Here is a 21,594-nt window from a genome sequence, read left to right as displayed (position 1 = left end):
TCACGCCTCCTTCGTGTCGGCGGGGCCGGGGGCGGCGGGACGACTGCGGCGCAGTGGCGGTTTGGCCCCGAGGCGCTTGGGATCCAGACCGGACCACGGGTGACCGTTCCCGAAGAACGGGCGGCGGGCGAGGAGCGTCATCAGCGGCTTGGTGAACAGGAACACCACGACGACGTCGAGCAGCGTGGTGAGCCCCAGGGTGAAGGCGAAGCCCTTCACCTTGCCGACGGTCACGATGAAGAGCACCGCGGCGGCGAGGAACGACACGAAGTCGGAGACCAGGATGGTGCGCCGGGCCCGGGGCCAGCCGCGCTCGACGGCCGGGCGCAGCGAGCGGCCCTCACGGATCTCGTCACGGATGCGCTCGAAGTAGACGATGAACGAGTCGGCGGTGATACCGATGGCCACGATCGCGCCGCAGACGGCTGGCAGGTTCAGCGCGAAGCCGATGCCCGGGCCGAGCAACACCATGATCGTGTACGTCAGTATGGCGGAGGCCGCGAGGGACGCCATGGCCACCAGGGACAGGCCTCGGTAGTAGACGACCAGGTAGATCACCACGAGGGCCAGGCCGATGGCACCGGCGATCAGACCGGCGTTCAGCTGCTCGCCGCCGAGGGCCGCGGAGACGGTGGTCTCGTCCGCGATGTCGAAGGACAGCGGCAGGGCGCCGAAGGACAGCACGTTGGCCAGGTCCGAGGCGCTCTGCTGGGTGAAGCCGCCGGAGATGGTGGCGCGGCCGCCGGTGATGGCGCCCTGGGTGACCTCGGGGTCGGAGACGACCTCGCCGTCCAGGACGATCGCGAAGCGGTTCTGCGGCGACTGCTGCTTGGTCAGCTCACCGGTCGTCTTCGCGAACTTCTTGGCGCCCTTGCTGTTGAAGTCGAGTTGCACGATCCAGCCCGAGGCGTTCTGGCTGTCGAAGACGGACGAGGCGTCGTCCACGTCGGTGCCCTCGACCTCGGAGGGGGCCAGGACGAACTTCGAGTCACCCTTCTGGCTGCAGGCCAGAACGGGGTCGGTCGGCTTGGTGTTGGCCGCCTTCTCCGCTGCCGCGGCACGCCCCGCCCTGGTGGTGCAGTCCAGCGCCGCGAAGTCCTTGGCCAGCTTCTCCTGGTCGGGCTGGCTGGGGGCGTCCGACGGCTTGCCCGTCTCGCCGCTCTGGGGGGTCTTGGACGGGTCCGGGGTCGGCGCGGCCTTGTCGGCCTTATCGGCGTTATCGGCCTTCAGCGCCTCGGGGACGGCACGGCCCTGGGTGCTCGCGGAGGGGCTGGGTGCGTTCTCGGGCTTCCCGCTGCTGCCCTGGTCACCCTTGTCCGGCTTGCCCTTGGACGCGCTCGCGGAGGGGCTCGGGGTGCTGCCGGGCTGCTTGGTCTTGCCGCCGGACGTGGTGGTCATCACCGGCCGGAAGTACAACTGCGCGGTGGTGCCGACCTGCTGCCGGGCCTGCTTCGCGTTCGTCCCCTTGGGGATGTTCACGATGATGTGCTTCGGACCCTGTGTCTGGACCTCGGCCTCGGACACGCCCAGGCCGTTGACCCGCCGCTCGATGATGCCCACGGCGGTGTTCATGTTGGCCGTGTTGATCGCGTTGGGCTTGCCCGGCTGGTTCTTGGCCTCCAGCGTGAAGCTGGTGCCGCCCGCGAGGTCGATACCCAGGCGCGGTGTGGTGTGACCGGAGATGAACATCCCCGCGGTGAGCGCCACCATGGCGATCAGGATCACGGCCAGCGCGCGCCCGGGCCTGCCCTGCGACCCTGGGGACCTGCGGCCCTTCTTCGGTGCTGCCACCTTGTCGTATCTCCCTGTCAGGCCGCCCCGCGACGCATGCGCGCGGGGCGGCCACGAAGTCTTGTGGGGACGTGCCCCCGCCGGAGCCTAGACCGTCCATGAATCACGGCGCGCCGAGCGGGGGCACGCCGTGTTCACACAGTGCAGGACTACTTCGCGTCGGCGCCGCCGTCCCGCTTTTCGTCCTCGGGCGCGTCGGCCGCGTCGGCGTCGTTCTTGCCGAGGTCGATCTTCTTGGCGCCGGCCTTCTCGTCCTCCGGCTCACCGGACGCCGGGGCGTCGGCGGCGTCGTCGGCGCCGCCCGCGGGCGTGGTCAGCGAGGAGGCGTCGTCCGGGACGACCGAGGTCTTGGCGGCCTCGTCCTCGTCGGGGTCGATGCCGTGGACGATGTGGTTGTACTCGGCGTCGGAGAGGACGGCGCCGATCGCGTTCTTCGCGTAGATCGCGTGAACGGCGGGGGCCACCTCAAGAAGGACCGTGTCGTCGTGGACCTCCTTGACCGTCGCGTACATGCCGCCGATGGTCCGCACGCCGGTGCCCGGCTGCATGGTGTCGCGCATCTGTGCGGCCTGGCGCTGCTTGTTCTTGGCCGACCGAGTCATCAGGAACATGGCCCCGATGAGCACGATGAACGGCAGGAGAGTCACGATATTCACGGGACGGAGATCCTTCACACGACCGCTGGGGCGCGGCCTGGTCTACGGGGGTGGGTATGCCAGCCGGAAGAACGGACGGCATACGGACGGCATCGGCGGAGTCTAAGCGAGCCCGCACCTATGGAACAACGCCCGGCGTGGCACCGGGGTTCCTGACCCCACCATTATTCGGTCTTAACGCCATGATGCCGGGGTTACGCGCCTTCATGCCTCGAAGAGGCCGCTCTGGCCGCCCCCGGCACCGCGCTGCGGTGGGGTGAGGCCCAGATGCTCCCAGGCCGCGGGGGTCCCGATCCGGCCCCGGGGCGTACGGGCCAGCAGGCCCTCGCGTACCAGGAACGGCTCGGCGACCTCTTCCACCGTCTCACGCTCCTCCCCCACCGCTACCGCCAGGGTGGACAGGCCCACCGGGCCGCCGCCGAACAGCTTGAGCAGGGCGCTGAGCACCGCCCGGTCCAGCCGGTCGAGACCGCGGCCGTCCACGTCGTAGACCGCCAGGGCGCTCGCGGCGATCTCCCGGGTGATGAGGCCGTCCGCCTTGACCTGGGCGTAGTCGCGGACCCGGCGCAGCAGCCGGTTGGCGATCCGGGGCGTGCCCCGGGAGCGCCCGGCGATCTCGGACGCGCCCTCGGGCTCTATGGTCACCTCCAGCAGCCGGGCGGAGCGGTGGATCACGCGCTCCAGCTCGGCGGGGGCGTAGAACTCCATGTGGCCGGTGAAGCCGAAGCGGTCGCGCAGCGGGGGCGGCAGCAGCCCGGCACGGGTGGTCGCGCCGACCAGGGTGAACGGCGGCAGCTCCAGCGGGATGGCGGTGGCCCCGGGCCCCTTGCCGACGATGACGTCGACGCGGAAGTCCTCCATCGCCATGTACAGCATCTCCTCGGCGGGCCGGGACATGCGGTGGATCTCGTCCAGGAACAGCACCTCGCCCTCGGTGAGCGAGGAGAGGATCGCGGCGAGGTCGCCCGCGTGCTGGATGGCCGGTCCTGAGGTGATGCGGATCGGGGCGTTCATCTCGGCCGCGATGATCATCGAGAGGGTGGTCTTGCCGAGCCCGGGCGCGCCGGAGAGCAGCACGTGGTCGGCGGTGCCGCCGCGCTGCCGGGCCGCCTTGAGGACCAGGTCCAGCTGCTCGCGGACCCGTTCCTGGCCGACGAACTCCCCCAGGTCCTTGGGGCGGAGTGCGGCCTCCACCGCCTGGTCGTCCCCGTCGGCGTCGGCGCCCACCAGCCGGCTGCCCGCGTCGCCGGGCAGGGCGCCGGTGAGGGCGTCGTCGGCGTCGGCCGGTGCGGTCTCGTCCCAGTTCACTGCGTTTCGCCTCGCGAGATCTCATCGAGCGGTCCGGCCGGGCGCGGCATCGCGCCCCGGCGGCCGGTCAGCGGGTGCGGTTCAGGGTCTGCAGGGCGGCCCGCAGCAGCTGCGCCACCTGCGGCGCACCGCCCTCGGCCAGGGCCGCCTCGGCCTGCGGGGTGACGGCGGCCACCGCCTCGTCGGCCTCCCGGGTGGCGTAGCCGAGGCCGACCAGGGCGGTGTGCAGCTGGTCGCTCCAGCCCCCGGCGGCGGCCGGGCGGGCGGCGGGCACGCTCCTGCCGACCGGCGCGCCGAGCCGGTCCTTCAGCTCCAGAAGCAGCTTCTGCGCCCCCTTCTTGCCGATGCCGGGGACGGCGGTGAGCGCCTTCTCGTCTCCCGTGGAGACGGCGAGCCGCAGCGCGTCCGGCGCGTGGACGGCCAGCATGGCCTGGGCGAGCCGGGGGCCGACCCCGCTGGCGGTCTGGAGCAGTTCGAAGACCTGGCGCTCGTCGTCGTCCGCGAAGCCGTACAGCGTCAGGGAGTCCTCGCGGACCACGAGCGAGGTGGCGAGCCGGGCCGGTTCGCCGACCCGCAGCCCGGCCAGGGTGCCCGGGGTGCACTGGACCGCCATCCCGACGCCGCCGACCTCGACGACGGCGGTGTCCGGGGCGAGGGCCGCGACCGGACCGGAGACGAACGCGATCATGTAATACGGCCTTTCCTGGGGCGGCTCGGGGTGGTGCGGTGGGCGGCGACGGCCTGCTGGAGCCGGTTGGTCGCGGGGGCGCGCCAGATGTGGCAGATGGCGAGCGCCAGGGCGTCGGCGGCGTCGGCCGGTTTGGGCGGGGCGTCCAGCCGCAGCAGCCGGGTGACCATCGCGCCGACCTGGGCCTTCTCGGCGCGCCCTGAGCCGGTGACGGCCGCTTTGACCTCGCTGGGGGTGTGCAGCGCGACCGGCAGCCCGCGGCGGGCGGCGCAGAGCATGGCGACGGCGCTGGCCTGGGCGGTGCCCATCACGGTCTGCACGTTGTGCTGGCTGAACACCCGCTCCACCGCGACGTATTCGGGCCGGTACGCCTCCAGCCACTCCTCGATGCCGCGCTCGACGAGGACGAGGCGGTCGCCGATCGCGGCGTCCGCCGGGGTCCGTACGACGCCGACGCCCAGCATCCGCAGCGGGCGGCCCGCGACCCCCTCGACCACGCCGATGCCGCACCGGGTCAGCCCCGGGTCCACGCCCAGCACCCGCACCGCGGCCCTCCCCTCGTCACCCTGATAACGCTGTCGCCCCGATCACGCTTCGGTCATGTGTTCCTGCAGGCTAGCGGCTGCCACCGACAGCACCGGCCGACAACGCCGACGGGCCGGTGGGGTGTGTCCCCGCCGACCCGCCCGCCCCGCGTGTGCGCTGATGTGCCCTCAGGCGTCGACCTTGGCCATGACCTCGTCGGAGACGTCGAAGTTGGCGAAGACGTTCTGCACGTCGTCGCTGTCCTCCAGCGCGTCGATCAGCTTGAAGATCTTGCGCGCGGCGTCTTCCTCCAGCTCCACCTGCATGGTGGGCACGAAGTTGGTGTCGGCCGAGTCGTAGTCGATGCCCTCCTTCTGGAGCGCGGTGCGGACCGCGACCAGATCGGTGGCCTCGCTCAGGACCTCGAAGGACTCACCGAGGTCGTTGACCTCCTCGGCGCCCGCGTCGAGCACCGCGGCCAGCACGTCGTCCTCGGACAGCTCGCCCTTGGGGACGATCACGACGCCCTTGCGGTTGAACAGGTACGACACCGAGCCCGGGTCGGCCATCGAACCGCCGTTGCGGGTCATGGCCACGCGGACGTCGGAGGCGGCGCGGTTGCGGTTGTCGGTCAGGCACTCGATGAGCACCGCGACGCCGTTGGGGCCGTAGCCCTCGTACATGATCGTCTCGTACTGGGCGCCGCCCGCCTCAAGACCGGCACCGCGCTTGACCGCGCTGTCGATGTTCTTGTTCGGAACCGACTGCTTCTTGGCCTTCTGGATGGCGTCGAAGAGCGTCGGATTGCCGTCGATGTCGGCTCCGCCCATCCGGGCCGCGACCTCGATGTTCTTGATCAGCTTCGCGAAGAGCTTGCCGCGCTTGGCATCGATCACGGCCTTCTTGTGCTTCGTCGTAGCCCATTTAGAGTGGCCGGACATCCGCCTGTCTCCTTCGCGTTACCCAATTCTGTACGAACGCCTGAGATCCTACCGGGATCGCCGCTCAGCGCGCGGTCCGCGCCCTCCCGTCGCCCACCGCCACCCTCAACGGAGCGCTACGCGCGCTGAGCCATCTCCACGAACAGGGCGTGCACCCGGTGGTCACCGGTCAGTTCCGGGTGGAACGACGTCGCCAGGACATTGCCCTGCCGGACCGCGACCGCGTGCCCCTCGTACGTCGCCAGCACCTCGGCACCCGCGCCCACCGACTCGACCCACGGCGCACGGATGAAGACGCCCTCCACCGGGCCGCCCTCGATGCCCTTGATGCCGACGGCGGCCTCGAAGGACTCGTTCTGGCGGCCGAAGGCGTTACGGCGCACGATCATGTCGATGCCGCCCAGGGTCTCCTGGTCCTCCCGGCCGTCGAGGATCTTGTCCGCGACCATGATCATACCGGCGCAGGTGCCGTATACCGGCAGGCCCGCCCGGACCCGCTCGCGCAGCGGCTCCAGCAGCCCGAAGATCACCGCGAGCTTGGACATGGTGGTGGACTCGCCGCCGGGGATCACCAGACCCTCGACCTCGGCCAGCTCCTCGGGGCGGCGCACCGGCCGGGCCTCGGCGCCGACGGCGGTGAGCGCGGCCAGGTGCTCACGGACGTCGCCCTGGAGGGCGAGCACGCCGATGAGGGGAGTCTGGGACGTCTCGGACACGGTACGGGGACCTCTCGGATGTCAGCTCGGTTGTACGGGAGATACGCGAACGGTGGACGGCCCGCGGGCGGCGCGGACCGTCCACCGGACGCGTCATGCGGTGCTGATCAGCCCGTGGCTACCAGCCGCGGTTGGCGTACCGCTCGGCCTCGGGGAGGGTGTCGCAGTTGATGCCGACCATGGCCTCGCCCAGGTCGCGGGACGCGTCCGCGATGACCTTCGGGTCGTCGTAGAAGGTGGTCGCCTTCACGATCGCCGCGGCGCGCTTCGCCGGGTCGCCGGACTTGAAGATGCCGGAGCCCACGAAGACGCCCTCCGCGCCGAGCTGACGCATCAGCGCGGCGTCGGCCGGGGTGGCGACACCACCGGCGGAGAACAGCACGACCGGCAGCTTGCCGGTCTGCGCGATCTCCGCGACCAGCTCGTACGGGGCGCGCAGCTCCTTGGCCGCGGCGTACAGCTCGTGGTTGTCCAGGCCGCGCAGCCGGGCGATCTCGTTCTTGATCTGGCGCAGGTGACGGACCGCCTCGACGACGTTGCCGGTACCGGCCTCGCCCTTGGAACGGATCATCGCCGCGCCCTCGGCGATGCGGCGCAGCGCCTCGCCCAGGTTGGTGGCACCGCACACGAACGGGGTGGTGAAGGACCACTTGTCGCTGTGGTTGACCTCGTCGGCCGGGGTCAGCACCTCGGACTCGTCGATGTAGTCGACGCCCAGGGACTGCAGCACCTGCGCCTCGACGAAGTGGCCGATCCGGGACTTCGCCATGACCGGGATGGAGACCGCGCTGATGATGCCGTCGATCATGTCCGGGTCGGACATCCGGGCCACGCCGCCGTCCTTGCGGATGTCGGCCGGGACCCGCTCCAGCGCCATGACCGCGACGGCACCGGCGTCCTCGGCGATCTTGGCTTCCTCCGGCGTGACGACGTCCATGATCACGCCGCCCTTGAGCTGCTCGGCCATGCCGCGCTTGACGCGGGCGGTGCCGGTCGCGGGAGCCGCCGGGTTCTGGGCGGACGGGGACGTGCTGGCGGACGTGGTGGACACGGTTTGACCTCACTCGATAGTGAAAAGTGCGATGAGCCCATCGTAGGGCCGTTCGATACCTGTTCATGACCCGGCCATCCGGTCCGGGTCATGGACGTGTGTGGTACACGCATCAACGAAACCCGGTCCGGCCGGGCCTCGGCAAGGGCCAATCGAAGGCCGGTGGCTCCAACGCCCTCCGGAAGCCCGGCAGCTCCAGCTATCAGTGCGCCGCGCGCGCCACCAGGGCCGCCGGAGGCTCGTCGTCCATCTCGAACGCCAGCGGGAACGGGGCATGCCCCGCCAGCCGGAACCAGCGCACCTTGCGGTGGCGCCGCAACGCCCGCGACGCCCGCACCGCGTCGTTGTGGAACCGCCGCGCCATCGGCACCCGGCGCACCGCCTCCGCCAGCTCCTCCAGCGCCGCCTCACCGCCCGGCGCCTCCCGCACCGCCTCGACCTGCGCGGGCTCCTCGAAGACGGCCCGCAGCGCCTGGCTCAGCTCGCTCTCGGCGACCTCGCGGTGCTCCTCCTCGGCCTGCCGGGCGGCGTGCGCGGCCTGGTAGAGCACCATCGACGAGGCCGGGTCGAGCACCCCGGCGGTGCCCAGCTCCTGGGTGATGGAGGCGCGGCGCAGCAGCTGCGCGTCCAGCGCCGCCCGCGCCGCGTCCTGGCGGCTGTGCAGCCGGTCCAGCCGCCCCGCGGTCCAGCTCAGATAGACGGCGACGACGACCAGCGCGACCGCGATCCAGATCAGTGTGCTCACGGCGCGCCACGCTACCGCCTACGGCCCGCGCGGCCGGAGCCCAGTCGCGGACCCTAGTCGCGGGTCAGGCCCAGCCGGGTCAGCAGGCCGACGCGGTCATCCGCGTCGACGGACGACGTACCGTCCGTCACCGTCTCGTAGACCGCCAGGACGTCCGCCCCGACCGTCGACCAGTCGAAGCGGCGCACATGGCTGCTGCCCCGCTCGCGCAGCTCGGCGAGCCGCTTCGGGTCGCCCAGCAGCCGTACCGCGGCGGCCGCCAGCGCGTCCGCGTCCTCGTTGGCGAACAGCTCACCGGCCGCTCCCCCGTCCAGGACCTGGGCGAACGCGTCCAGGTCGCTCGCGAGGACCGGGGCGCCCGCGGACATGGCCTCCACCAGGATGATGCCGAAGCTCTCGCCGCCCGTGTTGGGCGCGATGTACACGTCCACGCTGCGCAGGAAGCGCGCCTTGTCCTCGTCGCTGACCATCCCCAGGAACTCGACCCGGCCCCGCAGCTCCTCCGGGAGCCCCGCGACCGCCTCCTTCTCGTCGCCGCGCCCGGCGACCAGCAGCCGGGTCCCGGGCCGCTCGGCGAGGATCTTCGGCAGGGCGCGCATCAGCACCGGCAGCCCCTTGCGGGGCTCGTCGATGCGGCCGATGAACCCGATCGTGTCGCCCTGCCACTCCTCCTTCGGCTCGGCGTCCGCGAAGAAGTCCACGTCGACGCCGTTGGGGATGACGACGGCGTCGCCGCCCAGGTGCTCGACCAGGGTCCGCCGCGCGTACTCGCTGACCGCGATCCGCGCGCTGATCTTCTCCAGGGCGGGCTGCAGGATCGGATACGCGGCGATCATGGCCCGCGAGCGGGGGTTGGAGGTGTGGAAGGTGGCGACGATCGGCCCCTGCGCCGCCCAGCAGGCGAGCAGCCCGAGCGAAGGCGAGGTGGGCTCGTGGATGTGGATGACATCGAACGCGCCGTCGTGCAGCCAGCGCCGCACCCGGGCGGCCGACAGGAAGCCGAAGTTCAGCCGGGCGACCGAGCCGTTGTACGGCACCGGGACCGCGCGCCCCGCGGAGACGACGTACGGCGGCAGCGGGGTCTCGTCGTCCGCTGGCGCCAGGACGGAGACCTCGTGGCCGCGCCGGATGAGGTGCTCCGCCAGGTCGCGGATGTGGAACTGCACCCCGCCCGGGACATCCCAGGAGTAGGGGCAGACGATCCCGATCCTCAAGGCTTCTCCATTCCAGGACCGTGATCCAGGTCGGCCAGCCACAGTCGCTGGAGCATGTGCCAGTCCTCCGGGTGTTCGGCGATCCCCGAGGCGAAGGCGTCGGCGACCTGCTGGGCCATGACGGCGGTGCGCTCGTCCCGGGTGCCGCTCTCCGGCACCTCGACGGGCGGATACACCCGGCCCTGCATGACCGGGGACTCGTCGTACCACAAAGTGACCGGCAGCAGCAGCGCACCGGTCTGCGCCGCGAGCCGGGCCGGGCCCGCGGGCATCTTCGCGGACTCTCCGAAGAACGACACCTCCACCCCGGAGGCGGACAGATCCCGGTCGGCCACCAGAGCGACCAGCCCGCCCGCCCGCAGCCGCCGCGCCAGCGTGCCGAACGCGGCTCCGCCCTCGTGCGGCAGGACATCCATGCCCAGCCCCTCGCGGTAGGCGACGAACCGGTCGTACAGCGACTCCGGCTTCAGCCGCTCCGCGACCGTGGTGAAGGGCACCTCCAGCTTGGTGGTGACCCAGGCCCCGGCGAGGTCGTAGTTGCCCATGTGGGGCAGCGCGAGGACCACGCCCCGGCCGCTGGCCAGGCCGTCGACCAGGTAGTGCACGTCCTTGATCTCGACGCCGCCGCGGATGCGCTCCCTGCTCCACGTGGGGAGCCGGAAGGACTCCATCCAGTAGCGCATGTACGAGCGCATGCCCGCCCGCGACAGCTCGGCCAGCCGCCCCGGCGAGGCCTCGGGCACCACGCGCGCCAGATTGGCCTCCAGGCGCAGCACGCCCTTGCCGCGCCGCTTCCACGCCTGATCGGCTATGCGCTGCCCGAGCGCTACAGCGACCGGCTCCGGGAGCTTCTTGACCGTGCTCCAGCCGAGCCCGTACAGCGCGTCGGTCAGCTTTTCCCTCACCGTGTCTCGCCCCCCTGGGCCACCGGCCGGTCCGCGGCGTCCGCCTCGGCCGCCTCCCGGCGCACGGTGACCACGCGCTGCACGAGGGTCACCGCACTGCCCACGGCGACGATCCACAGCGCGATCGGCAGCAGGATCTCGATGTGCGGCACACCGAACATGTGCAGGCCCGAGAGGCCGCAGGCGACCAGCGAGATCACCAGCCGCTCGGCACGTTCGACCAGCCCGTTGACGTTCACCGGCAGCCCGATGCTCTCGCCACGCGCCTTGGTGTACGAGACGACCTGGCCGCTGGTGAGACAGAAGATGGTCACCGCACACAACACATTGTCGTCGCCCCCGCCCGCGTACCACAACGCCAGACCGCCGAAGATCGCCCCGTCGGCGACCCGGTCCAGCGTCGAGTCCAGGAACGCGCCCCAGCGGCTGGAGCGGCCCAGTTGCCGCGCCATATTGCCGTCGACCAGGTCCGAGAAGACGAACAGCGTGATGACGACGGTGCCCCAGAAGAACTCGCCGCGGGGGTAGAAGACCAGCGCTCCCGCGATCACACCACCGGTTCCGGTGAGGGTCACCGCGTCCGGGCTGACGCCGAGACGGATGAGCAGGGCGGCGAACGGTGTGAGAACACGCGTGAAGAAAGCACGCGCGTACTTGTTCAGCATGGCCTTCCCGGTGGGTCGATACGGGCCGGATGGCCAAGAGGCCACCGGCGGGCCCATCGTAGCCAGGCGCTACCGGGGCGCCGCGCACCTGTCGGACCGCTCCCACGCCCCTCCCGTGTGACGCCCCGATGTGCGACGTATGGACGCGCCGTGACCTCGGTGGAAAGCTCGAAGTATCGCAAGGTGTCGACCGGGAGGCGAGACACATGGGCGAGAAGACGAACACACACCCAGGGGCCGCCGGAAGGGCAGCGGCGGCCGACCGGCCCAGCTCCCTGCGGAATGTGGTGCTGGTCGGCCACAGCGGGTCCGGGAAGACGACACTCGTGGAGGCTCTGGCGCTGTCGACCGGCGCGATCAACCGGGCGGGCCGGGTCGAGGACGGCGGCTGCCTCTCCGACTACGACGAGATCGAGCACCGGCAGCAGCGCTCGGTACAGCTGTCACTGGTCCCCGTCGAATGGGGCGGGGTGAAAATCAATCTCCTGGATACCCCGGGATACGCCGACTTCGTCGGGGAGCTGAGGGCCGGTCTGCGGGCAGCGGACGCGGCCCTCTTCGTCGTCTCCGCGGCCCAGGACGCGGTGGGCATAGCGGGCGCCACCCGCATGGTGTGGGAGGAGTGCGCGGCGGTCGGGATGCCGCGCGCCATCGTGATCACACACCTGGAGGCGGCCCGCGCCAGCTTCGAGGACATGACGGAGATCTGCCGCCGGACCTTCGGCGGCGACGACCCCGACGCCGTCCTGCCGCTCTACCTGCCGCTGCGCGGCGAACCGGCCCCGGACGGGCACGCCCCGGTGACCGGGCTGATCGGCCTGCTCTCCCAGCGGGTCTACGACTACTCCTCGGGGTCGCGGACCGAGACCCCGCCCACCGACGGCCAGGTCCCGCTGGTCTCGGAGGCCCGCGACCGGCTCATCGAGGGGATCATCGCCGAAAGCGAGGACGAGACCCTCATGGACCGCTATCTGGGCGGCGAGGAGATCGACGTCAAGACGCTGATCGACGACCTGGAGAAGGCCGTCGCCCGCGGCAGCTTCCACCCCGTGCTGGCCGCCGCGCCCGCCGCCGGAGGCTCCCGGCAGGGCCTGGGCACCACCGAGCTGCTGGAGCTGATCACCCGCGGCTTCCCGACCCCGCTGGAGCGCGAGGCACCCGAGGTCACCACCCCGCAGGGCGCCCCCTGCCCGGCGCTGACCTGCGACCCGGACGGCCCGCTGGCCGCCGAGGTCGTCAAGACCTCCTCCGATCCGTACGTCGGCCGGATCTCGCTGGTCCGGATCTTCTCCGGGACGCTGCGCCCGGACGAGACGGTGCATGTCTCGGGGCACGGCCTGGAGGACCGAGGCCATGAGGACCACGACGTGGACGAGCGGGTGGGCGCCCTGTCCACGCCGTTCGGCAAGCAGCAGCGCACCCTGTCCCAGGCCATCGCGGGCGATCTGGCGTGCGTCGCCAAGCTGACCCGCGCCGAGACCGGGGACACGCTTTCGGCCAAGGACCGGCCGCTGCTCATGGAGCCGTGGCAGATGCCCGACCCGCTGCTGCCCGTCGCCATCGAGGCGCACAGCAAGGCGGACGAGGACAAGCTGTCGCTGGGCCTGTCACGGCTGGTCGCCGAGGACCCGACGATGCGGCTGGAGCAGAACCCGGACACCCACCAGGTGGTGCTGTGGTGCCTGGGCGAGGCCCATATGGACGTCGCGCTGGAGCGACTGCGCGGCCGCTACGGGGTACAGGTGGACGCCGTCCCGTACAAGGTGGCGCTGCGCGAAACGTTCGGAAGCAAGTCCTCCGGGCGCGGGCGGCACGTCAAGCAGTCCGGCGGCCACGGCCAGTACGCGATCTGCGAGATCGAGGTGGAGCCGCTGCCCGGCGGCTCGGGCATCGAGTTCGTGGACAAGGTCGTCGGCGGCGCGGTGCCCCGGCAGTTCATCCCGTCCGTCGAGAAGGGCGTACGGGCCCAGGCGGCGCGCGGCGTCTCCACCGGGAACCCGCTGGTCGACGTGCGGATCACGCTGCTGGACGGCAAGGCGCACTCGGTGGACTCCTCCGACGCCGCGTTCCAGACGGCGGGCGCGCTCGCCTTGCGCGAGGCGGCCGCCGACACCTGGATCGAGCTGCTGGAGCCGGTGGTCCAGGTCGGCGTCCTGATCTCCGACGACTATGTCGGCGCCGTCATGAGCGACCTGTCCGGGCGGCGCGGCCGGGTCGTCGGCACCGAGCAGTCGGGCGGCGGCCGGACCCTGATCCAGGCGGAGGTCCCGGAGATCGAGATCGGCCGGTACGCGGTCGACCTGCGGTCGCTGTCGCACGGCACCGGGCGGTTCAGCCGCTCGTACGCCCGGCACGAGCCGATGCCGCAGCAGATCGCCGAGCGGATGCGCGGCGAACGGGCCGGGGCGGGGGCGTAGTTCACGGGCCGCCGCCAGTCGACCGCCGCGCGTCGCCTGCAGCCCGCCGCACGCCGCCAACGCGGCGGGGGCGGGCGGCGGGCGGCGCGCGCCTGTGAGCCGGGAAGTTATCCACAGGCCACGACGCCCTGGCGACAGGCGGTACGCACCCCCTATACGCTGAGGTCGCAGCGCAAACAGCGTGCGGTATTGGGGGCGTTGGTGACGGACGGATTCGATTTCAGTCCCGGGGCACAGGTGCCCCTGTCCGGGTCTGCGGGAGAGACGGCGGCGACACAGGCGCTGGCCTCGGCCGCCTACCGTGACGACCCGGTGGCGAAGCTGCTGGAGGCCAACTCCGAGTGGACGGTCTCGGAGGTGAAGGCGCCCAAGATCTCGCTGTTCGAGCCGAACCTGGGCGAGGCGTTCTCGCGCGCCGTGCAGCTGCGCATGCTCGGCGGCGGCCGCAACCAGGTGATCCAGTCCTTCGGCACCGAGCCCCAGACGATCGTCGAGCACTGCCTGGCCGCCAACCGCATCCGCAAGGTCCGGGACGCCCGCCTCACCGTCGTCATGGTGATCTTCGGGCTGCTGTTCCTCCCCGGGGCGCTGCTGTGGCTCGGCGCCTTCCAGCTGCGCCGCTCGGTGGCCGGGGCCCAGGACAAGCGGATGGGAGCGCTGGGCACCGCCCTGATGGCGGCGCTCGGCATCTTCGTCCTCATCTTCCTGATCAAGCTGCCGTTCAGCGGCTTCTGGGGCATATACCTGCGGGGCGTGGTGGTCGCCCCGGTGATCGGCTGGTACATCGCCAAGCAGATCTGTGAGCGCACCGCCAAGGAGCTGCGGGACTACTGGGGCGGGCTGGTCTCGGGCACCGGAGTCGGCGCCAAGGTGCCCGAGACCGTGCCCAACCACCCGGGCCAGACCTCCGCCGAGGTGCTGCGCAAGTCACTGCACAAGCTCACCGCCGAGCAGTACAGCAACGTGGTCTTCTACGCCGGAGCCAAGGGCATACTCGGCATGGGCACCCGCTGGGGCAGCTGGCAGCTCGCCGAGGACCTGGTGTCGGCCGACCCCGACAAGGAGATCGACCCCTTCCGCAGCTGGGACGTCATCCGGGCGATCCACGACCAGCTGCGCATGCTGGAGCGCACCCCGCTGCACACCGGCGGCTTCACCGCCCCGCCCCAGGTGCGCCACTGGGTGGTCTCCGCCGTCACCGAGGGCGCCAAGTCGGTCGAGCGCGGCGGCACCTCCGAGGAGGAGGGCTTCCAGATAAAGGGCGTCGAGCTGCAGCGGATCTGCGATCAGCAGCAGTTCGGCGCCGGTGACCGGCACTACCTGGGCGTGCAGTTCGTGCTGTGGGACGGCCAGTTGGTGATCACGCTCATGATCACGGTGACGCTGCTGCACAAGACGCTGCGGATCGAGGTCACCGGACATGCGCTGGGCCCGGTGCACCCGCTGTTCTTCGGCAAGCCGTCGGCGCCCTCGAAGACGGTCCCCAAGACCTTCCGGTTCTGGGAGACCAAGTCGGTCCCGCTGCCGCTCGTGAAGCCCCAGGAGGTGGTGCGGCTCGCCGCGCGCGCCCCCTTCACCTGGTACCCGCCGATCCTCGACCACCTCGGCGGCAAGCTCGTGCTGCCCGAGCCGTTCGGGCTGCGGCACGCCTGGGCCGACAAGCCCTGGCGGCACCGCTTCATGGCGGACGACGCGCTGCGGACCGCCGCCCCCGTGCTGCGGGTGGTCCACGAGGCGGCGATCGGCGTGCTCAAGCACCACGGCGTGGACACCGAGCGCTTCGGCAACCGCTCGCTGGCCCTCAGCGGCCAGGTCCAGGACGCCTCCCCGAAGAAGGCCGACCTGTACGACGCGTAAAGCAACGCGTAAGGCGACGCGCAAGGCAAAGGGCCCGGCGGCGGTGCCGCCGGGCCCTAGGGCCAGGGTGTGCGCTACGGCTTCGACTTCGGCCAGGCGTCGGCGAGCAACCGGCGGGTGTCGGCGAGGAGTTGCGGCAGCACCTTGGTGCGGCCGATGACCGGCATGAAGTTGCTGTCACCGCCCCAGCGGGGCACCACGTGCTGGTGCAGATGAGCCGCGATCCCGGCCCCGGCGACGGTGCCCTGGTTGAGCCCGATGTTGAAACCGTGCGCGCCCGAGGCGGTGCGCAGCGCGGTCATGGCGGTCTTGGTGAACTCCGCCAGCTCGATCGTTTCCTCGGCGTCCAGCTCGGTGTAGTCGGCCAGGTGCCGGAACGGGACGATCATGAGGTGGCCGCCGGTGTACGGGTACAGGTTGAGCACGGCGAAGACGCGCTCCCCCCGGGCGATGATCAAGCCGTCCTCGTCGGACTTGTCCGGGATGGAGCAGAACGGACAGCCGTCGCCCGCCCCCGGGCCGGTGGGCTTGTTCTCGCCCTGGATGTACGCCATCCGGTGGGGGGTCCACAGGCGCTGGAACGCGTCCGGCGTTCCCACTCCGATCTGCTGTTCCGGCTCACTCGTCATGCGGGCCAGCATATTCGTCCCCGCCGGATGGGGATGCCCCGAGGGGCGGCCCCGGCACGGGACCGCCCCTCGGAGTTCGGTCACACCTGGACCCGGCGCTCCACGACGTCGACGATCTCGGCGATGGCCTCCTGGATCGGGATGCCATTCTTCTGCGAGCCGTCACGGTAGCGGAAGCTGACCGCCCCGGCCGCCACGTCCTCGTCACCCGCGATGACCATGAACGGCACCTTGCTCTTCTGCGCGTTCCTGATCTTCTTCTGCATCCGGTCGGACGACGAGTCGACCTCCACCCGCAGGCCCTTCGCCCGCGCCTGGGCGGCGAACTCCTCCAGGTACGGCACATGGCCGTCGCCGATCGGGATGCCGACCGCCTGGACCGGGGCGAGCCAGGCCGGGAAGGCGCCCGCGTAGTGCTCCAGCAGCACCGCGAAGAAGCGCTCGATCGACCCGAACAGGGCCCGGTGGAGCATGACGGGCTGCTGGCGCGAGCCGTCGGCCGCCGTGTACTCCAGGTTGAACCGGGCGGGCTGGTTGAAGTCGACCTGGATGGTCGACATCTGCCAGGTACGGCCGATCGCGTCCCGCGCCTGGACCGAGATCTTCGGCCCGTAGAAGGCCGCGCCACCCGGGTCCATGACCAGTTCCAGGCCCTGCTTCTCGGCGGCCTTGCGCAGCTCCTCGGTGGCTTCCTCCCACTGCTCCGGCTCGCCCATGAACTTGTCGGAGTCGTCGCGGGTGGACAGCTCCAGGTAGAAGTCGTTCAGGCCGTAGTCGCGGAGCAGATCCAGCACGAAGGTGAGCAGATTGTCCAGCTCATCGGCCATCTGCTCCTTGGTGCAGTAGATGTGCGAGTCGTCCTGGGTGAAGCCCCGGGCCCGGGTCAGGCCGTGGACGACGCCGGACTTCTCGTACCGGTAGACCGTGCCGAACTCGAACAGCCGCAGCGGCAGCTCACGGTACGACCGCCCGCGCGCCCTGAAGATCAGGTTGTGCATCGGGCAGTTCATGGCCTTGAGGTAGTAGTCCTGCCCCTCGAACTCCATGGGAGGGAACATGCCCTCCATGTAGTGCGGCAGGTGACCGGAGGTCTCGAAAAGCTTGGCCTTGGTGATGTGCGGGGTGTTGACGAACTCGTACCCCGACTCCTCGTGCCGCTTCCGCGAGTAGTCCTCCATCTCCTTGCGGATCACGCCACCGCGCGGGTGGAACACCGCCAGGCCCGAGCCCAGCTCGTCCGGGAAGGAGAACAGGTCCAGCTCGGCGCCCAGCTTGCGGTGGTCGCGCTTCTCGGCCTCCGCCAGGAACTCCAGGTACGCCTTCAGTTCGTCCTTGGTCGGCCAGGCGGTGCCGTAGATCCGCTGGAGCTGCGGGTTGCGCTCGCTGCCGCGCCAGTACGCGGCGGCGCTGCGCATCAGCTTGAAGGCCGGGATATTCCGGGTGGTCGGCAGGTGCGGACCGCGGCACAAGTCCTTCCAGCACAGCTCGCCGGACTTCGCGTCGAGGTTGTCGTAGATGGTCAGCTCGCCCGCGCCGACCTCGGCGGACGCGCCCTCGGCGGCGTCGGCGGCCGAGCCTTTGAGCCCGATCAGCTCCAGCTTGTACGGCTCGGCGGCCAGCTCCTCGCGCGCGGCCTCGTCGGTCACCGCTCGGCGGGAGAACTTCTGGCCCCGCTTCTGGATCTCCTGCATGCGCTTCTCGATGCGCTTGAGATCCTCCGGCTGGAACGGGGTCTCGACGTCGAAGTCGTAGTAGAAGCCGTCCTTGATCGGCGGGCCGATGCCGAGCTTGGCCTCCGGGAACAGCTCCTGCACGGCCTGCGCCATCACATGTGCGGTCGAGTGGCGCAGGATGTCGAGACCGTCCTGGCTGGTGATCTCCACCGGCTCGATCTCTTCGCCGTCGCCCGGCTCGTACGCCAGGTCCTTCAGCTGCCCGGCCACGCGCGCGGCGACGATCGAGCGGTCGCCGGCGAAGAGGTCCGCCGCCGTAGTGCCCGTCGTCACCACGCGCTCTTCCCGCTCGGAATCGCGTTGGATGATCACACGGACGTCTGACACCGGTCTCTCCTGACTGAAGGATCGCTACCCGCGGCGATTGCCGCGCAGCGAGAATCGTACCGAGCCGACGGGCCCGACCGCGAAACGGTTATCCGCGCGATCGGCGAAGGCGGCGCCCCGGCGCGATCAGGGTTCGCCGCACGCCTCCTCGCCACACGCCTCCTCGAAGAAGTCCAGGTTCTCCTGGAGCGACTTGAGCAGCCGGTCCCGCTCCGCGTCGTCCACCCGCACCGGGGTGACGCCACCGGCGCCGCTCAGCCGCCGGAAGCCGCCGCGACTCTCCAGCCGCCCGCTCACCCGGATCGGCAGCCCGACCAGATGGGCATGGCCCGCGATCCGGTAGTCGTCCTCGTCCAGCACGATCCGCAAGCGTGCCACGTCCGCCCCGGCCAGCACCCGCAGCCGCACCGTCCCGGGCCCGCCAGGCCCGGCGCGGCCCAGGCGCACCACGGCGCCGGTGACCCGCACGGGTACGGACGGCTCGTCCCGTACGTAGCGGGCCCCGGCCTCGCGCAGCCCCGGCAGGTCGCCGGGCGTGAACTCGACCGGTGCGGGCCGGGTGGAGAGCCCCGGCGGCGGACCGGCGGCCGGTGACCACTCCAGGGCCATGCGCGCGCCCTCGGTGCCCTGGACGAGCGCCACGACGGCCTCGGTCAGCTCGCGGCTCACCCCTGCCGCCACGGCCGCGTCGAAGGCCTCCATGCCGCCGGTGGTCCGCCGGTAGTCGACGGCGTCGCGCAGCGCGTACAGGGCGCGCAGCAGGGTGGCGGTGGTGGCCCGGCCGTCCTCGACGGGGACGAAGACGGTCAGCTGGTGGCCGCCGGACACGGTGCCCGTAGGGCCGGTCAGCACGTGCTCCAGGGACGCCTCGGCCGCCCTGCGGTGCCGCGCGCCGTAGTACCCGGCCCTGGCGCGGGCGGCGAGCGCCCCGGCCAGCAGGGTGGCCCGGGCGGCGGCGCGCAGCCGCTCCTGCGCGGGCCAGGCGGCGGTGCCGCCGCGCGACCCGGGCAGCAGCGACTCGGGCACCTCGCGCCACCAGCGGATCTCGTCGCTGGGCACGGCGAGGCCGGTGAGCACCTCGCGCGCGGAGGGCGCGGCGCTGCGGGCCAGGGCGAGCAGCGCCTCGCCGAGGAGGTCGCCGCTGTCGGGGAAGTCGCGGTTCTCGGGCACGAGCAGGCTGGTGCCGGGCAGCTCGCCCGGGGGCGTCCAGCGGGCGTACCGCCCCTGGGCGCCGCCTCGGCGGTGCCAGCCGTGCCGGGCGAGCAGGGCGCCGAGGACGGCGGGGTCCACCTCGTCGGGGCGGGGCGCGGGGCCGGGGTCCCGCAGAGGATCGGGCAGGGGGTCGCGGTCCGTCGGAGGGGCGCGCAGGGGGTCGCGGTCCATCAGGGTCTCCCTCCCGCCCCGACCCGGGTCATGATCTCGCACAGCGCGCGATCGTCGAAGATCCGCGAGGTCGGGATCCGCACGGTGGTCCGGCGGCGGCCCGTCACCGGGTGGCCCGCCAGGTTGATCCAGTAGCAGCAGTGCCGCAGTGCCAGACGGTCGTGCCCGGCCCGGATCCAGTCGTCCCGGCCGCGCGGCACGATCATCACCACGAGGATCTTGTGCACGGAGACCGGGCTGCGGGCGAGCTTGACCAGGTGGTCGTTGTCGAGGGTGAAGGCGAAGGTCGGGCCGGGCGGATGCGGTGCCAGCTGGTACGTGGCCTTCAGCTGCACCTTGATCGTCACCTCGTCGTCCGCCACGTGGCCGGGCGCGCTGTGGCTGACGTGCCAGTCGATGCCGTGGTCCGGGAAGGGCTGCGCGAGCGAGCAGCCCGCGGCCGCCGCGACCGCGTGCAGATAGCCGACCTGCAGGGTCTCCATGCAGGCGGTGGTGGCGATGTGGCCGCGTAGAGGCGCGGTCCGCTCGGGCAGCAAACCGCTCGCCGACGGGGCCGGTTCGGGCTGCGCGAGCGCCATGATGTGACGCCTTCCGGTCGTCGCCGGTGTCCGTACATCTGTGTTGTCTCCCCGTCAGATGCCGTGCAAACAGTGGTGGTTCGGCCACCTCCCTCCGGGTATCACCAGGTCGGGGCGGGATACGGAGGTCATGGGGCACATATGCACGAGGAGTTGAGGCCATGTCGTCCTGGTTCGAGGGGCCGCTCGCCGCGTTCGACACGGAGACGACCGGGATCGACGTCGAGCACGATCGGATCGTGTCGGCCGCTCTCGTCGTCCAGCGGGGCACGGGGAGTCTGCCGGAGATACGGCGCTGGCTGGTGAGCCCGGGCATACCGGTGCCACAGGCGGCGACCGAGATACACGGGCTGACCGACGCGCATCTGCAGCGGCACGGCCGGTGGCCCGCGCCGGTGATGGACGAGGTGGCGCGGGCGCTCGCCGAGCAGACGACGCGCGGCACCCCGGTGGTGGTGATGAACGCGCCGTTCGATCTGACGCTGCTGGACCGCGAGTTGAAGCGGCATCGCAATGCCACCCTTGCCACGTATCTGTCGCTGCGTTCGCTGTCCGTCCTCGATCCCCGGGTGCTGGACAAGCACCTGGACCGCTATCGCAAGGGGCGCCGCACGCTCACCGATCTGTGCGCGCACTACGGGGTCGAGCTGACGGGCGCGCATGACGCGGCGGCGGACGCGACAGCCGCCCTGGAGGTCGTCCGGGCGGTGGGCCGCCGCTTCGCGTCACGGCTGGAGAAGCTGACGCCCAGTGAGCTGCACGCCCGGCAGACGGTCTGGTACGCGGCGCAGGCGCGCGGCCTCCAGGCGTGGTTCGCGCTCAACGGCTCGGACGAGGTCTGCGACCCGGCGTGGCCGCTGCGGCCGGACCTCCCGGCGGCGGCGTGACGGCTCCCTAACGCGGGGGCGTGCGGAGCCTGAAGGGGTGTCCCGCCGGGTCGGAGTAGAGGCGGACGTCGTTCGGGCCGCCGTTGTCCTTGGTGTCCAGCGGCCGCGCCCCCAGGTCCACGATCTGGCGTTCCGCGGCGTCCATGTCGTCGACCACGAGTTCCAGGTGGGCCTGCTGGGAGTCGTCCGGCCGGGGCCAGCTCGGCGGGGCGTAGCCGTGGTCGCGGAGGAAGGACATGCGCGTCCCGCCGGGGGCGACGATGTCGATCCGGTCGAGGCTGGTCACCGGCGTGATCTCGGCGCCGAGCAGGGTGGCGTAGAACTCGGCCAGCTCTTCGGGCTCGGCGCAGTCCAGGGACAGGACGGCTGTGGTGGCGACGGCGGCCATGGGCTTCCCCTCCGATTCATCCGCGGTGAGCGGGCGGGTACCCATGTCCGGTGGCGGCAAGCCCGGAAAACGCCGGGGCCGGGGCGGCGGGGGGGGGGGCGGCCCCCCGAGGGGGGGGGGTGCGTGGGTGGTGCACCTGTACCACTGGGGGGGGGGGGGTATAAAAAAAATAAGGAGGCGGCGGAGTTTG

General features: G+C 71.5%; 20 protein-coding genes. 3 read left to right on the top strand and 17 right to left on the bottom strand.

Features of this window, described 5'->3' with window-relative positions:
* The 12 genes from secD to pgsA form a co-directional block, all read right to left on the bottom strand.
* The gene (gene secD, locus ACFV9T_RS26470; RefSeq protein ID WP_385444532.1) at positions 1 to 1,791 is read right to left on the bottom strand and encodes a protein translocase subunit SecD; all 1,791 of its coding nucleotides are present in this window, start codon (positions 1,789 to 1,791) and stop codon (positions 1 to 3) included.
* Between the two features lie 149 nt (positions 1,792 to 1,940).
* Complete coding sequence (yajC, locus tag ACFV9T_RS26465) at positions 1,941 to 2,447, bottom strand: preprotein translocase subunit YajC (protein ID WP_385444530.1); 507 nt, start codon at positions 2,445 to 2,447, stop codon at positions 1,941 to 1,943.
* Positions 2,448 to 2,651: 204 nt separating this feature from the next.
* On the bottom strand, positions 2,652 to 3,755 hold the full coding sequence (gene ruvB, locus ACFV9T_RS26460) for a Holliday junction branch migration DNA helicase RuvB (protein ID WP_385444528.1): 1,104 nt from the start codon (positions 3,753 to 3,755) through the stop codon (positions 2,652 to 2,654).
* A gap of 67 nt (positions 3,756 to 3,822) precedes the next feature.
* The gene (gene ruvA, locus ACFV9T_RS26455; protein WP_385444526.1) at positions 3,823 to 4,443 is read right to left on the bottom strand and encodes a Holliday junction branch migration protein RuvA; all 621 of its coding nucleotides are present in this window, start codon (positions 4,441 to 4,443) and stop codon (positions 3,823 to 3,825) included.
* Positions 4,440 to 4,988, bottom strand: coding sequence for a crossover junction endodeoxyribonuclease RuvC (gene ruvC, locus ACFV9T_RS26450; protein ID WP_385444525.1), 549 nt, complete (start codon positions 4,986 to 4,988; stop codon positions 4,440 to 4,442). Before ruvC ends, ruvA begins: the two co-directional genes overlap by 4 nt.
* A 168-nt stretch (positions 4,989 to 5,156) precedes the next feature.
* Positions 5,157 to 5,909 carry a YebC/PmpR family DNA-binding transcriptional regulator gene (locus ACFV9T_RS26445; RefSeq protein WP_385444523.1) on the bottom strand — a complete coding sequence of 251 codons (753 nt, stop codon included), beginning with the start codon at positions 5,907 to 5,909 and terminating at the stop codon, positions 5,157 to 5,159.
* Positions 5,910 to 6,025: 116 nt separating this feature from the next.
* On the bottom strand, positions 6,026 to 6,625 hold the full coding sequence (pdxT, locus tag ACFV9T_RS26440; protein WP_385444522.1) for a pyridoxal 5'-phosphate synthase glutaminase subunit PdxT: 600 nt from the start codon (positions 6,623 to 6,625) through the stop codon (positions 6,026 to 6,028).
* A gap of 118 nt (positions 6,626 to 6,743) precedes the next feature.
* On the bottom strand, positions 6,744 to 7,676 hold the full coding sequence (gene pdxS / locus ACFV9T_RS26435; RefSeq protein WP_385444521.1) for a pyridoxal 5'-phosphate synthase lyase subunit PdxS: 933 nt from the start codon (positions 7,674 to 7,676) through the stop codon (positions 6,744 to 6,746).
* Positions 7,677 to 7,878: 202 nt separating this feature from the next.
* Complete coding sequence (locus tag ACFV9T_RS26430) at positions 7,879 to 8,421, bottom strand: hypothetical protein (RefSeq protein ID WP_385444519.1); 543 nt, start codon at positions 8,419 to 8,421, stop codon at positions 7,879 to 7,881.
* Positions 8,422 to 8,474: 53 nt separating this feature from the next.
* Complete coding sequence (locus ACFV9T_RS26425) at positions 8,475 to 9,635, bottom strand: glycosyltransferase family 4 protein (RefSeq protein ID WP_385444517.1); 1,161 nt, start codon at positions 9,633 to 9,635, stop codon at positions 8,475 to 8,477.
* Positions 9,632 to 10,540, bottom strand: a complete 909-nt coding sequence (locus ACFV9T_RS26420; protein WP_385444515.1) for a phosphatidylinositol mannoside acyltransferase — start codon at positions 10,538 to 10,540, stop codon at positions 9,632 to 9,634. The genes ACFV9T_RS26425 and ACFV9T_RS26420 overlap by 4 nt, the downstream gene beginning before the upstream one ends.
* Positions 10,537 to 11,205, bottom strand: a complete 669-nt coding sequence (gene pgsA, locus ACFV9T_RS26415) for a phosphatidylinositol phosphate synthase (RefSeq protein WP_385444514.1) — start codon at positions 11,203 to 11,205, stop codon at positions 10,537 to 10,539. The genes ACFV9T_RS26420 and pgsA overlap by 4 nt, the downstream gene beginning before the upstream one ends.
* Positions 11,206 to 11,411: 206 nt before the next feature.
* Between pgsA and ACFV9T_RS26410 the strand changes: the two genes are divergently transcribed.
* Complete coding sequence (locus tag ACFV9T_RS26410; protein ID WP_385444512.1) at positions 11,412 to 13,622, top strand: elongation factor G-like protein EF-G2; 2,211 nt, start codon at positions 11,412 to 11,414, stop codon at positions 13,620 to 13,622.
* A 201-nt stretch (positions 13,623 to 13,823) separates the two neighbouring features.
* Positions 13,824 to 15,479, top strand: a complete 1,656-nt coding sequence (locus tag ACFV9T_RS26405) for a hypothetical protein (RefSeq protein ID WP_385444510.1) — start codon at positions 13,824 to 13,826, stop codon at positions 15,477 to 15,479.
* 74 nt (positions 15,480 to 15,553) lie between these two features.
* On the opposite strand, the gene ACFV9T_RS26400 is transcribed toward ACFV9T_RS26405, so the two are convergent.
* The 4 genes from ACFV9T_RS26400 to ACFV9T_RS26385 form a co-directional block, all read right to left on the bottom strand.
* Positions 15,554 to 16,120, bottom strand: a complete 567-nt coding sequence (locus ACFV9T_RS26400; protein ID WP_385444508.1) for an HIT family protein — start codon at positions 16,118 to 16,120, stop codon at positions 15,554 to 15,556.
* Positions 16,121 to 16,188: 68 nt separating this feature from the next.
* Positions 16,189 to 18,168, bottom strand: coding sequence for a threonine--tRNA ligase (gene thrS / locus ACFV9T_RS26395; protein ID WP_385444507.1), 1,980 nt, complete (start codon positions 18,166 to 18,168; stop codon positions 16,189 to 16,191).
* 126 nt (positions 18,169 to 18,294) lie between these two features.
* A complete protein-coding gene (locus ACFV9T_RS26390; RefSeq protein WP_385444506.1) occupies positions 18,295 to 19,551 on the bottom strand; it encodes a hypothetical protein in 1,257 nt (418 codons plus the stop codon).
* Positions 19,551 to 20,129: a DUF4365 domain-containing protein gene (locus ACFV9T_RS26385; RefSeq protein ID WP_385444504.1), complete on the bottom strand. Its 579-nt coding sequence runs from the start codon at positions 20,127 to 20,129 to the stop codon at positions 19,551 to 19,553. Before ACFV9T_RS26385 ends, ACFV9T_RS26390 begins: the two co-directional genes overlap by 1 nt.
* A gap of 161 nt (positions 20,130 to 20,290) precedes the next feature.
* Between ACFV9T_RS26385 and ACFV9T_RS26380 the strand changes: the two genes are divergently transcribed.
* Positions 20,291 to 21,016, top strand: coding sequence for a 3'-5' exonuclease (locus tag ACFV9T_RS26380; RefSeq protein ID WP_385444502.1), 726 nt, complete (start codon positions 20,291 to 20,293; stop codon positions 21,014 to 21,016).
* Between the two features lie 7 nt (positions 21,017 to 21,023).
* Here the strand turns inward: ACFV9T_RS26380 and ACFV9T_RS26375 are convergent, their stop codons facing one another.
* Positions 21,024 to 21,404, bottom strand: coding sequence for a VOC family protein (locus ACFV9T_RS26375; protein ID WP_385444501.1), 381 nt, complete (start codon positions 21,402 to 21,404; stop codon positions 21,024 to 21,026).
* Positions 21,405 to 21,594: the final 190 nt, after the last annotated feature.

Source organism: Streptomyces sp. NPDC059850 (genome assembly GCF_042731515.1).
Classification (GTDB): Bacteria; Actinomycetota; Actinomycetes; order Streptomycetales; family Streptomycetaceae; genus Streptomyces.
This window is presented reverse-complemented; position numbering and strand designations above follow the sequence as displayed.

Excerpts from the sequence above, each read along its gene's own strand:
- ACFV9T_RS26445 (WP_385444523.1), bottom strand. The coding sequence starts at position 5,909 with ATGTCCGGCCACTCTAAATGGGCTACGACGAAGCACAAGAAGGCCGTG.
- ACFV9T_RS26410 (WP_385444512.1), top strand. The coding sequence starts at position 11,412 with ATGGGCGAGAAGACGAACACACACCCAGGGGCCGCCGGAAGGGCAGCG.
- ACFV9T_RS26375 (WP_385444501.1), bottom strand. The coding sequence starts at position 21,404 with ATGGCCGCCGTCGCCACCACAGCCGTCCTGTCCCTGGACTGCGCCGAG.
- ruvA (WP_385444526.1), bottom strand. The coding sequence starts at position 4,443 with ATGATCGCGTTCGTCTCCGGTCCGGTCGCGGCCCTCGCCCCGGACACC.
- ACFV9T_RS26385 (WP_385444504.1), bottom strand. The coding sequence starts at position 20,129 with ATGGCGCTCGCGCAGCCCGAACCGGCCCCGTCGGCGAGCGGTTTGCTG.
- ACFV9T_RS26380 (WP_385444502.1), top strand. The coding sequence starts at position 20,291 with ATGTCGTCCTGGTTCGAGGGGCCGCTCGCCGCGTTCGACACGGAGACG.
- ACFV9T_RS26390 (WP_385444506.1), bottom strand. The coding sequence starts at position 19,551 with ATGGACCGCGACCCCCTGCGCGCCCCTCCGACGGACCGCGACCCCCTG.
- ACFV9T_RS26400 (WP_385444508.1), bottom strand. The coding sequence starts at position 16,120 with ATGCTGGCCCGCATGACGAGTGAGCCGGAACAGCAGATCGGAGTGGGA.
- pgsA (WP_385444514.1), bottom strand. The coding sequence starts at position 11,205 with ATGCTGAACAAGTACGCGCGTGCTTTCTTCACGCGTGTTCTCACACCG.